The sequence below is a fragment of the Pseudomonas cichorii genome (genome assembly GCF_019719005.1).
Classification (GTDB): Bacteria; Pseudomonadota; Gammaproteobacteria; order Pseudomonadales; family Pseudomonadaceae; genus Aquipseudomonas; species Aquipseudomonas cichorii_E.
In genome coordinates this window covers 231,957-244,227 of record NZ_JAIGPJ010000003.1, presented here as the reverse complement: position 1 = coordinate 244,227, position 12,271 = coordinate 231,957, and the positions used below count along the sequence as shown (strand labels likewise).

The 12,271-nt window shown below is 56.5% G+C and carries 14 protein-coding genes; 10 read left to right on the top strand and 4 right to left on the bottom strand.

What is annotated here, in order from left to right; all coding sequences use genetic code 11:
- The first annotated feature begins 71 nt into the window (after positions 1-71).
- Entirely contained in the window at positions 72-1,697 is a 1,626-nt protein-coding gene (locus K5D32_RS04705; protein WP_221599386.1) for a methyl-accepting chemotaxis protein, read from the top strand.
- Between the two features lie 768 nt (positions 1,698-2,465).
- On the opposite strand, the gene solA is transcribed toward K5D32_RS04705, so the two are convergent.
- The 4 genes from solA to K5D32_RS04685 form a co-directional block, all read right to left on the bottom strand.
- Positions 2,466-3,641, bottom strand: coding sequence for an N-methyl-L-tryptophan oxidase (gene solA / locus K5D32_RS04700; RefSeq protein ID WP_221599385.1), 1,176 nt, complete (start codon positions 3,639-3,641; stop codon positions 2,466-2,468).
- Between the two features lie 379 nt (positions 3,642-4,020).
- Positions 4,021-4,707, bottom strand: coding sequence for an amino acid ABC transporter permease (locus K5D32_RS04695; RefSeq protein WP_221592693.1), 687 nt, complete (start codon positions 4,705-4,707; stop codon positions 4,021-4,023).
- Positions 4,708-4,709: 2 nt separating this feature from the next.
- Positions 4,710-5,438: an amino acid ABC transporter permease gene (locus K5D32_RS04690; RefSeq protein WP_221599384.1), complete on the bottom strand. Its 729-nt coding sequence runs from the start codon at positions 5,436-5,438 to the stop codon at positions 4,710-4,712.
- A gap of 79 nt (positions 5,439-5,517) precedes the next feature.
- Positions 5,518-6,324: an ABC transporter substrate-binding protein gene (locus tag K5D32_RS04685; protein WP_221592695.1), complete on the bottom strand. Its 807-nt coding sequence runs from the start codon at positions 6,322-6,324 to the stop codon at positions 5,518-5,520.
- 553 nt (positions 6,325-6,877) lie between these two features.
- Here K5D32_RS04685 and K5D32_RS04680 point away from each other — a divergent pair.
- From K5D32_RS04680 to K5D32_RS04640, 9 genes are all read left to right on the top strand, one after another.
- A complete protein-coding gene (locus tag K5D32_RS04680) occupies positions 6,878-7,801 on the top strand; it encodes a sigma 54-interacting transcriptional regulator (protein WP_038400296.1) in 924 nt (307 codons plus the stop codon).
- A 117-nt stretch (positions 7,802-7,918) separates the two neighbouring features.
- Positions 7,919-8,125, top strand: coding sequence for an ATP-dependent helicase HrpA (locus K5D32_RS04675; protein WP_221599383.1), 207 nt, complete (start codon positions 7,919-7,921; stop codon positions 8,123-8,125).
- Between the two features lie 69 nt (positions 8,126-8,194).
- The gene (locus K5D32_RS04670) at positions 8,195-9,175 is read left to right on the top strand and encodes a harpin HrpZ family protein (RefSeq protein ID WP_221599382.1); all 981 of its coding nucleotides are present in this window, start codon (positions 8,195-8,197) and stop codon (positions 9,173-9,175) included.
- An 86-nt stretch (positions 9,176-9,261) separates the two neighbouring features.
- Positions 9,262-9,579 carry a type III secretion system inner rod subunit SctI gene (sctI, locus tag K5D32_RS04665; protein ID WP_308125046.1) on the top strand — a complete coding sequence of 106 codons (318 nt, stop codon included), beginning with the start codon at positions 9,262-9,264 and terminating at the stop codon, positions 9,577-9,579.
- Positions 9,580-9,588: 9 nt separating this feature from the next.
- Positions 9,589-10,374 (top strand): type III secretion system inner membrane ring lipoprotein SctJ, encoded by a 786-nt coding sequence (gene sctJ, locus K5D32_RS04660; protein ID WP_221599380.1) that lies wholly within the window; start codon positions 9,589-9,591, stop codon positions 10,372-10,374.
- Complete coding sequence (locus tag K5D32_RS04655) at positions 10,371-10,994, top strand: hypothetical protein (protein ID WP_221599379.1); 624 nt, start codon at positions 10,371-10,373, stop codon at positions 10,992-10,994. The genes sctJ and K5D32_RS04655 overlap by 4 nt, the downstream gene beginning before the upstream one ends.
- Positions 10,960-11,538 (top strand): type III secretion system stator protein SctL, encoded by a 579-nt coding sequence (sctL, locus tag K5D32_RS04650; RefSeq protein WP_221576883.1) that lies wholly within the window; start codon positions 10,960-10,962, stop codon positions 11,536-11,538. Before K5D32_RS04655 ends, sctL begins: the two co-directional genes overlap by 35 nt.
- A 70-nt stretch (positions 11,539-11,608) precedes the next feature.
- A complete protein-coding gene (locus K5D32_RS04645; protein ID WP_025259532.1) occupies positions 11,609-11,830 on the top strand; it encodes a serine kinase in 222 nt (73 codons plus the stop codon).
- Positions 11,817-12,230 (top strand): type III secretion system chaperone, encoded by a 414-nt coding sequence (locus tag K5D32_RS04640; protein WP_221576884.1) that lies wholly within the window; start codon positions 11,817-11,819, stop codon positions 12,228-12,230. The genes K5D32_RS04645 and K5D32_RS04640 overlap by 14 nt, the downstream gene beginning before the upstream one ends.
- Positions 12,231-12,271: the final 41 nt, after the last annotated feature.

Here is a 12,271-nt window from a genome sequence, read left to right as displayed (position 1 = left end):
TCAGATCCCCCTCAAGAAAAAAGCACCACGCCGATAAGTAAGAAACATCCCCCCGCTGTGGAGTACCCGCAATGATGCGACGTCTTAACCTGGCCCCCCGCTCAGCCCTGTGCTTTGGCTTTTTCTGCCTGATGTTATTGCTTCAGGGTGGGTTGTTCATGCGCCAGGCCGAGAAGCTCAATGAGGCTGAGAAACATGTTGAAACCAACGTGCTGCCCAGCGTCAAACTGCTCGGTTCGCTGGATCGGGAATTCGTCAGCCTGCGGGGTAACAATGCTCGCTTGCGCAATCCTCTGGAGCCACAGGAGCGCAAGACCAAGGCTATCAGCGATATTCAGCAGTCCCGTCAAGTGATCGGTGAGTACAGCGACTCCTTGGCCAAGTTGCTTGTCACCGCTGAAGGTCGGCAAGCCTTCGGTGAGCTCAAGCAGGCCATTACCAGTTATAACGCCATTCAGGATCGCTACCTGTCGGAAACGGCAGCGGGCAATCTGGAAGCTGCGGTAAAGACTTCCAATACGGACATGAAGGCCGCTGCGGAACTGACCGAGGCCGCGCTGCAGAAGCTGATCGGCGTGAACGACATGAAAGCCAAGCGTGCAGGCGACAAGGCTGATGCTGCTTACCACGGAACGGTGGTGATGGTGATCCTGTTCGTGGTGCTGGGAGCGACAGGCACCGTGCTGCTTGCCTGGCTGTATACCCGCAGCCTGACTGTGCCTATCAGCGAAGCGCTGGAGATCGCCCGGCGTATCGCAGCCAACGATTTGACCCAGCCCATCAAGCAAGAGGGCACCGATGAAGCGGCGCGACTGGTCGGTTCGCTGGCCGTGATGCAATCCAATTTGCGTGGCGCTCTGGCCACCATCCTGGACTCGGCGTCCCAGTTGGCCTCGACTTCCGAAGAAATGCATGTCGTTACTGAGGACGCCTCGCGCACGACTCTGCGCCAGAGTAACGAGATCGAAATGGCCGCAACCGCGGTTACCGAAATGAGCGCTGCGGTTGATGAGGTCGCCAGCAACGCTGCGGCGGCCTCGACGTCGGCGGCGCAGTCCACCAAGGCGGCGCTGGATGGCCGCGCTCAGGTGGATGAAACGGTCGCCGCGATCAATCTGATGGTGGCCAAGGTGGGAGATACTTCTGCCGAGGTGCGTGAGCTGGCGACCATGGCCACGGATATCAGCAAGGTACTGGACGTCATTCGTGCCATCGCCGAGCAAACCAACCTTCTGGCACTCAACGCCGCCATCGAAGCGGCCCGGGCGGGTGAGGCCGGTCGTGGATTTGCCGTGGTGGCCGATGAGGTGAGGGCGCTGGCGCATCGCACCCAGCAATCGACCCGGGAAATCGAGCAGATGGTCAGCTCGATCCAGACCGGTACTCATCAGGCGGTGACGGCCATGGAGCAGACCAGCCATCAGGCCCACAACACGCTGCAACTGGCCAATGGTGCCGGGCAGGCATTGCTGGCCATTACCGACTCCATCGGCCAGATCAACGAGCGTAATCTGATGATCGCCACCGCCGCCGAAGAGCAGGCTCAGGTGGCGCGAGAGGTCGATAGAAGCCTGGTGAGCATTCGTGACCTGTCGGCTCAGACTTCCGAGGGCGCAAACCAGACGACCATCGCCACTGCAGAGCTGTCCAAGCTGGCGACAAACCTGAGCCGCATCACCAAGCAATTCCAGGTATAGGACATGTAAAGCCGCCCGGTTGTGGGGCCGGGCGGTATCTGGCGTGGTAACAGAGGGCATCAGAGCACGGATGTTTTTTCGTCACGTAGCAAGGCGCTCATCACGTTCTTCCTGGGCGTATTTGTAGAGTTGAAGTACGCGCAAGTCATCACCTGCGGGGGCGCCGCAGCTGGCTTTATAGTTCTGATATCGCTCTAGGCCTTATGATCCAGCTCTTTTGAAATTTGCAAACGAGTTGCCGTTGCGCTTTAACCTTTACTGAAAAATGCCTGCATTCTTTCTGCTCGGTAGTAGAGTTTTTATTCAAAAATTACTTTGCCATTGGATCCCCTGATTCTGAACGCTTCAGGAGAATGGCTGTCAAAGGCGCGCTCAGATCCACTCTTGCAGCAGATGCCTCAAAAGCCCTTGATGATGCGCTGCCGAAAAACTCTGCACGAAAACCTGACCAGATTGTCCGTTTTTGGCGCGATTATGGCGGCTTCATGCTGATTTTCGTCTTGTCCGGCTTTTGTCCGGGCAGGTGTTGATTAAATGGGTGGCGGCCACAAACTCAAAGTTAATGAATAACTAATGTTCAACTATTGTGAGTGTTCAGAAGGGGGGCTGGCTTTACGATATCTGAATTTTAGCTGTCAGTTTTTTGTTATCAGATTTAATAACCATCAACTTTGACCAGATTGGTTCCGTTTACTTTGTCCAGATAAGCCTGCCGACGAGTTGGCAAGTTTCTCGACGTGTATCACTCGGCAGCAGGTCGTTGGATTTTTATTCTTCTAACTTGAAACGCTTCAACGAAAACGCCGACAAGTCCACATCACTCTTTCCCTGAATACACTGTTGGGCCAGCGCCTGTCCAAGTCCGGCGGAATGTTTGAAGCCGTGCCCCGAACAGGCGGATACAACGGTCACGTTTTTAAGGCGAGGGTGTTCATAGATGATGAAGTGGTAATCCGGTGTCACCGTGTAGGCGCATACGGAGGATCTGACGACCCTGGAGGACAGCCCGGCTATCTTGCCGCTGACCTGGGTCTGGAACATTTCCTGTTCTTCTGCGGGCGTGATGCTTCGGTCCAGCGTCTCTGGCTGTGAGACGTCGATATATTGCTCGGTGGCCATCTTCATACTGCCTTCGCCCGCCAGCGGCGGGAAGCCGTAGTTGATATCCACCTCGCCCGGCCCGTGGGTGAGGATGAAGCTGGGTGAGACGGGCGCGAAGACCGCCTGTTCTGCCAGCTCAAACCAGAACAGCTTTTGCCGGCAGACCCTCAGCAATCGATCGAAAGGCGCTCCGAGCAGGTCGGCAGACCACATACCAGCACTGACGATGACTTTGTCGGCCAGGATCGAGCCTTTATCGGTCGTGATGCGTACGCCTTCGCCATGAGTCTGTAAGTGAGTGACGGTTTCGTCTGTCAGGATTTTGGCTCCATGCGCTTTGGCCAGTTTGAGTTGCACGGCGATGCAGCGCTCTGGCCGCACATAACCACCGTCGGGTTCGAAGTAGCCGATGGCGCTATCCAGTACCGGCGCAAACTGCGGGAATCTCTGGCGAATGGACTGCGCCGACAAGACTTCATGCTTCACGCCATAGGCCTTCGCCAGTGCGATGGTCTTGTGGGTGAAGTCTTCTGGGGCTTGCGAGTCGTAAGCCGGATGGGAGCTCATCACCAGCACGCCGCATTGCTCGAACAGAGACTCGCCGGATAGCGCTTCCAGATCCCGCCATATGGCGTGAGAGTTGCGCACCAGCGGCAGATATTGCGGGCCTTCACCGACGCAGAGACGGGTGATGCGCGTGTCGCCGTGGCTGGAGCCATAAGTATGTGGCGGGTTGTGGCGATCCACGCCAATGGCACTGACTCCGGCTTTAGCTAATTGATAAAGGGTTGCCGCGCCCATGGCTCCCAGGCCGAGAACTGCCACTTCACACCGTTTTTCCATCTGCAGGCCGCCTCGAAAAAGCGCTTATTTCAGAGAACGAGTGTATTTGAGGCAACAGTCAAAAAGGCATAAGCACAGGCCTGAACTGCATAGTCTTGTCGAATCGGTGGGTAAGGGCAGGGTGTGCAAAAAACTTCACATCATCGATGAATTTTGACTTGCGCTCCCATGCGTTTTTCAGGTTCGGATTTTTTGAAAAGTTGTCCACGGAAAACGTGGGTATGTCTGTGGGTAACTTTTTGTAAGCCACGTTCTACGTGGTCTGTGGCTGTGTGGTTATTTTATGAACAGCTCATGAAGTGTACCTGCCCCGTGACCTTTAGAGTGCTGAAAATGGATCCTGAATTCGCGAATAAGCGCACAGAATCCGATTATTTTTTCAGCTTTTTTTCGCGCTTCCGGCGCCCGTGAGTCGATTGGCCACCAAGTCCAGTGCCGAGCAGATGATGAAGTACACCAGAGCGATGAACAGGAAAATTTCGGTGGGGTAAACCATGACCCGGTTGCTGACCTGGGTTGCCACGAACGACAGTTCCCCGACACCGATCACGTAGGCCAGCGAGGTATCCTTTATCAGGGATATCCATTGATTCAGGAAGGAGGGCAGCATGATCGGCAGTGCCTGGGGCAGAATGATCAGGCGCAGCACTTGCCACGGGCTCATGCCCAGCGCCTTGGCGGCTGCCCATTGGCCTGAAGACAGGCTGAGGATGCCCGAGTGGACGGAGTGCGCCAGGTAGGCGCCGCCAATCAGCGAGAGGGCGCAGACCACGGTGAACAAGGCCGGGACATCGATCTTGAACAGGATCGGCAACAGGAAGTAGGTCCAGAAAATCAGCATCACCACCGGAATGGCGCGAAAGAAACCCAGCACTCCCAGCAATACCCAGCGTGTCCGGCCGCGCACCAGCACCAGAGCTACTCCCAGCACCAGGCCCAATGCGGCGGCCAGAACGCCTGACAGCAGGCTGAGAATCAGCGTCAGTGCCGCACCGCCCAATGGCCCGTTCGGATACGCGCCTACCATCAGGTAGGCGAAGTTGTCGCTTATGACTGAAAAGTCCATGGTCAGGCCGCTCCCTGGCGATAACGCTTGCTGTGCTGGATCATCTGGCCGATGGCTTCGATCAGCGCGATGCTCACGATGTACAGCAAGGTAGCGATACCGAAGGCCTGGAAAGCCTTGAAGGTTTCGGTTTCGACCTGACGCGAGGCATAGGACAGTTCGGCCAGGCCGATGGCCATGGTCAGCGAGGAGTTTTTCAGCACATTCATGTATTGCCCCAGCAATGGCCCAAGCGCCGTGCGCACGGCTTGAGGCAGCACGACATAACGCCATACTTGCGCGGGGCGCAGCCCCAAGGCTTGTCCGGCAGTGTGCTGCTGGGCGCGCACCGAAGCGACACCGGCGCGAAACTCTTCGGCGATGAACGCACTGCTATAGAGCATCAGGCCCCAGAAACCGGCAATGAACTCGAATGACGGCCATTCGATCAGCAGGCCTGCCAGGTTCACTTCGTGAGGCATGTTCAGCCAGCTGACCAGCGCTTCGGGCAACAGGGCGCTGACCCCGAAGTACCAGAAGAACAACTGCACCAGCAGAGGCGTGTTGCGAAACAGCGACAGATAGCCCCGTGCAGGCCAGGACCAGAGACGCGAAGAGGAAATGCGTGCCAGGCAGACCAGAAAGCCAAGCACTGTGGCGCTCAGGCAGACCAGGATCGACAGGCCTAGCGTGAGCAGAAATCCATCGAACAACAAATGCAGGTATTGCGGGCCCAGCAGTTCACCGAACATCAGACGCAACATCCATCCAGAATTGAAAGAGCCCGCCGGGTTGTCCGCAGCGGGCTACCGAGAAACGGATCGCTCGGGATCAGCTCTTGTCACCGATCTTGAACAGACGGGCCAGAGGTGTCGGGGTGTTCGGGCCGAACCAGGTGTCATAGATCTTCTGGGCCTGGCCTTTGGATTCCAGCTCTACCAGCGTCTGGTTGACGAACTCGGTCAGTGCGGTTTCGCCTTTCGGAATTCCGACTCCGATCAGGTCGTTGGAGATGGTGAAGGGCGGGACTTCGTATTTGTCCTTGTCCGGCACGTTGGCCAGCAGACCGATCAGTTTCGGGCCGTCCTGAGTGATGGCCTGCACGTTACCGTTGCGCAATGCGGTAAAGGCAAAAGGCGTATCATCGTAGGCAACGACTTTTGCACCGGGGAATTTCTCGCGCAGCACGCCTTCGTTGACGGTGCCCTTGTCGACGCCTACGCGCCATTTGTTCAGGTCATCCGGATTCTTGAGCGTGCCTTTCTTGACGATGAACTGCTGGCCCGAGGAGAAATAGGGGGTGCTGAAGTTCACCTGTTCGGCCCGCTCCGGGGTGATGGTGAAGTTGGCCAGGACCAGATCGACCTTGTTGGCCACCAGCAACGGCACCCGGTTTGCAGGGTTTGTGGGTTGCAATTGCAGCTTCACGCCCAGTTTGTCAGCGATGGCCTTGGCATAATCCACATCCAGGCCCTCTATTTGCTTGCTTTTTGCATCTACAAAACCGAACGGCGGATTGCTGTCGAAAGCAGCCACCCTCAAGACACCGGATTTTTTGATGTCTTCCAGGCGGTCGGCGTGAGCCAGACCTGAAAGAACGGCAAGGGACAGGGCAGTAATGGCAGTCAATTTTTTCATGAGTTCTCAACACTTTATGGATGATTCTGGTGAGGAGTGTTGCAGCTCATGGATAATCTTAAAAAGAATATAAAGTAATCTTGTAATTCTTTTTTGGAATATGTAGGGTCGTGTGCTCCTTTGCATGTCTGGAGCGTCAGAGGGCGCTTATGCGTGCAGTTGTTAGAGCGCGCAGGACATGTATATGAATCAAGGTGAAAGATGTGCCAGAACTATACGACGTTTTTATTACGCGTTCGGAAAACCGAATAAGAACGCACTTTCCCTACCATAAACGGCCGGGCTCTTAAACGACTTGCAAAGTTGCAAGGCCGTCTCGGTGCAATGATGCTTTCGTCTCGGTTTTTACATGCTGCCTGTCCTCCCGGTGCCTTTACCGAGAAATCAATGGTTTTAATAGAAAATCAAAACGAGATAATTGCTGGACGTTAATTTAAAGTACCCGTTTCGCGGCGTCAGTCGTCGACAGAGTGTCGAGATTCGTCTGCGAGGGTATTCCTGACATTCAGCGGAAGTGTTTATCATCGCAAGGAGATGGATGGATGAGGGCTTTATGAATACTGACTCTTCGCAGATGGAGCATGAGGTCCTCGATATCTTTGGCACGCTGCAGTCGTTTATCCGCAAGGCGGCTCCGCTCAACGTCGACATGGTGCTGGAGGGGGAGACGGGCACCGGCAAGGACACCCTGGCACGACGCATTCACCAGCTGTCGGGTCGCGAAGGTCCTCTGGTCGCACTCAACTGTGCCGCCGTGCCCGAGCAACTGGCCGAGAGTGAGCTTTTCGGGGTCATGGCCGGGGCATACACCGGCGCATCCAAGTCGCGGGCCGGCTATATAGAAGCGTCCCACAACGGGACGCTCTATCTGGATGAAATCGACAGCATGCCGTTGCTGCTCCAGGCAAAGCTGCTGCGCGTGCTGGAAATGCGCGGAATAGAGCGCTTGGGCTCGACACGTTTCGTGTCGCTGAACCTGCGTGTGATTGTCGCGACACAGACGCCGCTGGAAAAACTGGTAGAGGAGGGCAAGTTTCGGCGAGATCTGTTTTTTCGCCTGAACGTCATCAAGATCCAGTTGCCTACCCTGCGCTCACGCCTTGACCATCTTCCCTCGCTGTTCGAGCGTTTCGTCATGGAGACGGCTCAGAAGCATCATCAGCCGCTTCCCCAGCGCGATCCTGCCGTGCTCAACCGCCTGCTCAGTCATCGCTGGCCCGGCAATATCCGCGAGCTCAAATGTGCGGCAGAGCGTTTCGTTTTGGGTATGTCACCGTTGGGCACCGACGAAGATCCGCACCTGGAAGGTAATGTTCCTCTCAAGGGTTATCTTCGCCAGTTCGAAAAGGCTCTCATTCAGGATTGTCTGTCGCGTCATCCCAAGTGTATCGAGTCCGTGATCAGTGAACTGGGCATTCCCCGACGCACGCTTTATCACCGCATGAAAAGTCTCAGCATCAACTCGCCGGAGCCGTAGTTTTTTCTTTACTTCCTCATTCGTGCATTCGCATGGAACCGCTTCTGAAAATCGACCACTCAATGTTCGAACACCAATTTGGTGTCCAAACCATCTCGATGATCAGGAGTAATAACTATGGCTGGTACCGCTTCCCTCGGCGCTTCGATGTCCGCAATGACCCTGATGGACTCCACCGCTGCTGCAACCACAATGATGAACGCCCAGGCCCAATCGACCAAGATGCAAACAGATACCATCAACGGTATCGCCAGCGCCTATCAGGACTCTGCCACCAAGTCGCAGAACGCTTCTCTGAACACCGCTAAGGCGATCAACTACTAAGTGGTTATCGCGCCCTCTTGGTTCATGCCAGGAGGGCTTCAATCTGCTCGGTTTTCAAGGAGTAAATATATGATTCCTTCTTCTTCGATAGGCGTTCCACAAAGCGGCTTCCAGAGTACTTTCGCGAGTACGCAAATGTCGGCTGTGCAGTCTGATCCTAACGGCACTGCTGGCAAGGTCGCTTCATTGCTTAGCGATTCGTTGTTTGAAAAGTCAGGCAGCGGAGCCAACATTCGCGACACTGATAATCCATTGCTCGGCATGGTTGCCGATTACATGGACCGCAATCCTGACCAGTTCGGAAAACCGCACGACGCCAACGGCAAGGTCAATGGCTGGCGCGACGAGCTGTCGGAAGACAAGTATCTCAACGGCAATGAGAAAGAGTCCTTTACCAAGGGGCTTGAAGGTCTGATCAACGAATTCCTCAGCGGTGGCTCCAAAGGCCAGAACGTCTCGGGCGGTTCGGGTTTCGGTTCGGGTTTCGGTACGGGTAACGCGGGTTTCAATACCGGCAATACAGGCACCCCCTCTGCGTCAAACTTTGGCGGTTCGCCTGCTGCCAGTGGCGGTGCGGCTTCCGGTGGTGGTCTTCAGGAGCTGCTGTCTGCTTTGCTGGGCAGCCTGGGCGAAGAAAAGCTCGACAACCTGCTGAGGCCAAATACCGCTCCGAACGCCCAGAGCGGTCAGATGAGCTTCAACTTTGAGGACAAAGACGTTCTCAAAGAGGTCTCGCGCTTCATGGATATGCATCCTGAAGAGTTCGGAAAACCGGACGGCAAGTCGAAGGACTGGATGGGAGAGCTCTCCGAGGGCGACAACGTCATGTCCAAGGCTGAAGGCGAGCAGTTCCAGAAAGCCATCAACATGATCAAGGGCGAAATCAAGGATAGCGCTCAAGGCAACTCGCTGGGCGGTCTGTTTCCCAATGCGGAACAGAATTTCCAGAACGGTGGCGCCGGCAACACCTTGAAGACCGATGCCAGCATCGCGGCAGGCAACGTTCTGTCCGTTCTGGTTCAGCAAAGCGTCACCGACTATCGCGGTTGATCTGTAAACCTTCGTCTTGGCAGGAGAAAGCAAACATGGCCGTTACTCGCGTATCAACACATCACACTGGCCTCTTCGAGACAGAGGTGACATCGCCACCATCTGGTCCTACTCCTGCCGAGGCGGACATTGCCTGGTTCAATGCCGCCATGCGCTCTGCAGAACCCAAGCCTGCCAGCGATTCACAAATGCTGGTGTCGCCGATTTCCAAGGCATCGACTGCTTACCAGAAAGAGTCTGAGAGGGTTGATCGAGACCTGCAACGAGCAGCCCGATCGACTGACCCGAAAATGTTACTTGACGCCAACCGTTCCCTGTCTTCCTTTTATCTGGAAAGCCTGCTCAGTGCCAAGCTGGTGAGCAAGGCGGCCCAGAGTGTGGAAAAACTGACCAGTCTGCAATAAGGCCCGACTATGCACCCCAAGGCAATCAGGCTGGCCATCCTTATGCTTTTGGCGTTAATGATGGCTGGTTGCGGCGACCGTATGGAGCTGCATCGCGATCTGACCGAGCAAGATGCCAACGAAGTGTTGGCAGAGCTTGCGGGTAAAAACATTGACGCGCAAAAGCGCCTGGACAAGGGTGGAGTCGCCGTCCTGGTTTCCACGCAGGATATTTCCCGTGCGGTGAAGGTGCTGGAGGCTGTAGGCCTGCCTCGCCGGTCACGCTCGACGCTGGGGGAAGTATTTCGCAAGGAGGGTGTGATTTCCTCTCCCATGGAAGAACGGGCGCGCTATATCTACGCCTTGTCTCAGGAACTGGAGCAGACCCTGTCGCAGATCGATGGTGTCGTGGTTGCCAGGGTGCATGTCGTGCTGCCCGAGCGCATCGCGCCGGGGGAGCCGGTACAGCCGGCCTCGGCGGCGGTGTTCATCAAATACCGCCCGGACCTTGAGCCCGACAGCGTATTGCCGCGTATACGGCGCATGGTTGCCAGCAGTATTCCCGGCATGGCCAATGCGGACGAGAAAAAACTGGCAGTGGTGTTCGTACCTTCTCAGGGTTATCAGGAGTCGGTGCCAATGGTCAGTGTCGGGCCGTTCACCATGGCCCGCGACCGCCTGGAGTTCTGGCAGTGGATGGCGGTGCTCTGTACGTTCGGGATCGCCCTGATGCTGGCTGGCCTGTGGGCACTCAACCCGCAATGGCGACAGCGCTTCATGCCGCGGCCTGCTGTAGCAGCGGAACCGCCGAAATGAAAGTGAGTGAGCCGCAGGCGCTGGTCTGGGTATGTTGGTGGACCCAGGGCTGGCGCCAGGCCCATGAAAGTTGGCAACTGCACGATTCGGCAGGCATGAGCGCCTCAACCTTGAGGTTGCTGGGGCAGGTCGATGACGCAATGGTCGACCGCTACCTTGGCATGACCTCGACCCTGCCGCCCGCACCCGATGCCCTGTTGTTGCCCTTGCTGGAGCTGGACGATGAGCAATGGGCGCTGGCACTCGAACTCTGTGTGGGGATCTGTGCGGGCAGTCGTGTGCCGCGCCCCGATAGCCTGGACGAGCCGGCCTGGCTCTGGTGTCGGCGCTTGGGCAGGGCCTTGCAGCCCGGACACTGGCTGCCTGAACACTGGGACGCCCGACAGCCTCGGGTTGCGGGCCTGAGTCTGTTGAGAGCGTGGGTCGGTGACCGGCTCTGGCAGCGACTGCGGGTCAAGTTCGCTCGTGATGCCGTGGATCAGGCCGAGTGCCTGTCATTGGATGACATACCCCAAGCCAGATTGTGTGCCTTGTGGCAGGCCGTGGGTGGGTACGTTTTGAGCAACAGCATTGAGGGAAGTCCGCATGTTGACCAGTCGCAGTCTGACGCTTACCAGTAACCGCTCCACGGTTAACGAGCCGCTTCTGCGCCGGGAAGTTCTTGAGCAGAGCCTGCTGGCAGAGGAGCTGCTGGAAGATGCCCGTGCCCGTGCCCGGGAAATTCTTGAAACTGCCGAGGCTGAGGCCGAGGCGTTGCGTCGGCGCTGCGAAGAAGAAACCTGTGCCGAGGTCTGGCAGCAGGCCCAGTCATTGCTCGATGATCTGCGCGAGCAACGGGAGCAGACACTGGCAACGATTGTCGAGGCAGCTGAAGACCTGGTGCAGCAGGCATTGAAGCTTGTGCTGGGTGAGTTGCCGGACGGCCAGAAAGTCGGCGCAGTCCTGCGGCAACTGACCTCTGCCAGCCCCAACGAAGAGTCGGCCCTGATCTATTGCCACCCCGACCAGATACCGCTGCTTGCCCAGAGCCTGGAAGAGCAGGGGCAGTTGGGCTGGACGTTGCGAGGTGATCCGAATCTTGATCTCGATGCCATCAGCCTGCGCACCGAACATGGGGATTTCAGCCTGAGCTGGAGCGCCCTGCAACGTCATCTTTGGCCTTGACCGGAATATTCTGGAACCAAACTCCTGCGCTTGCCACTCAGTCATGAGTTCCCGAACCAGGAGTATTACCATGCTTTCTTCCGATGCACTCAGACGCCGTCTCGACAACAACTTCGAAAACACTCAAAAGGATCTGGACTCGGCTGCACTGAGTCTGGACGCCTTCTCCCCGGATGATTGGCACGCCTTCAACTCGGCTATCCGGCAGTCCTCGACTGCCAGCTGGGCTGTGAACCAGGAGATTGTGGTCAAGCACAACCTGGCCAAGGCAATCATCAATGAAATCCGCTGATCTGACCGTTGCTGTCGAGCGTTGGCTCGACAGCAACGAACCTGTCTTGTTGTTGCAAGTCGATCAGCAGCCGTTAAGCATTAAACGCAGCAATGCAGGGCTGGTTTATCTCGCACCTTTGAGCGCTGCATGGCGCGGTGGTGATGCGGATCTTGAAGCCGCTTTGCGTCTTTCCGGACCCAGCATCAGGCGTTTTCGTGGCGCACTGGCACTCGATCCAGAGACCAGCCATCTGTGCCTTGTGCAATACGAGAAGTTTCAGAGCACGGCATTGGTCATCCAAGACATCGAAAGCCTGGTTAACCAGCGCGATGTCTGGGAATCGATGCTTGAACCCAGGAAGGTGACCCCGCCAAGGCCATTCATGCGCCCTTTGGCACTGAGAGGCTCTTATGTTTAAGCAATGCTTGAAACGACTGCTCTGCTTTGCGCTGCTTGGCA

Bases quoted from the DNA above. Each gene is read 5' to 3' on its own strand.
- K5D32_RS04705 (WP_221599386.1), top strand. From the start codon at position 72: ATGATGCGACGTCTTAACCTGGCCCCCCGCTCAGCCCTGTGCTTTGGC.
- solA (WP_221599385.1), bottom strand. From the start codon at position 3,641: ATGGAAAAACGGTGTGAAGTGGCAGTTCTCGGCCTGGGAGCCATGGGC.
- K5D32_RS04695 (WP_221592693.1), bottom strand. From the start codon at position 4,707: ATGGACTTTTCAGTCATAAGCGACAACTTCGCCTACCTGATGGTAGGC.
- K5D32_RS04690 (WP_221599384.1), bottom strand. From the start codon at position 5,438: ATGTTCGGTGAACTGCTGGGCCCGCAATACCTGCATTTGTTGTTCGAT.
- K5D32_RS04685 (WP_221592695.1), bottom strand. From the start codon at position 6,324: ATGAAAAAATTGACTGCCATTACTGCCCTGTCCCTTGCCGTTCTTTCA.
- K5D32_RS04680 (WP_038400296.1), top strand. From the start codon at position 6,878: ATGAATACTGACTCTTCGCAGATGGAGCATGAGGTCCTCGATATCTTT.
- K5D32_RS04675 (WP_221599383.1), top strand. From the start codon at position 7,919: ATGGCTGGTACCGCTTCCCTCGGCGCTTCGATGTCCGCAATGACCCTG.
- K5D32_RS04670 (WP_221599382.1), top strand. From the start codon at position 8,195: ATGATTCCTTCTTCTTCGATAGGCGTTCCACAAAGCGGCTTCCAGAGT.
- sctJ (WP_221599380.1), top strand. From the start codon at position 9,589: ATGCACCCCAAGGCAATCAGGCTGGCCATCCTTATGCTTTTGGCGTTA.
- K5D32_RS04655 (WP_221599379.1), top strand. From the start codon at position 10,371: ATGAAAGTGAGTGAGCCGCAGGCGCTGGTCTGGGTATGTTGGTGGACC.
- sctL (WP_221576883.1), top strand. From the start codon at position 10,960: ATGTTGACCAGTCGCAGTCTGACGCTTACCAGTAACCGCTCCACGGTT.
- K5D32_RS04645 (WP_025259532.1), top strand. From the start codon at position 11,609: ATGCTTTCTTCCGATGCACTCAGACGCCGTCTCGACAACAACTTCGAA.
- K5D32_RS04640 (WP_221576884.1), top strand. From the start codon at position 11,817: ATGAAATCCGCTGATCTGACCGTTGCTGTCGAGCGTTGGCTCGACAGC.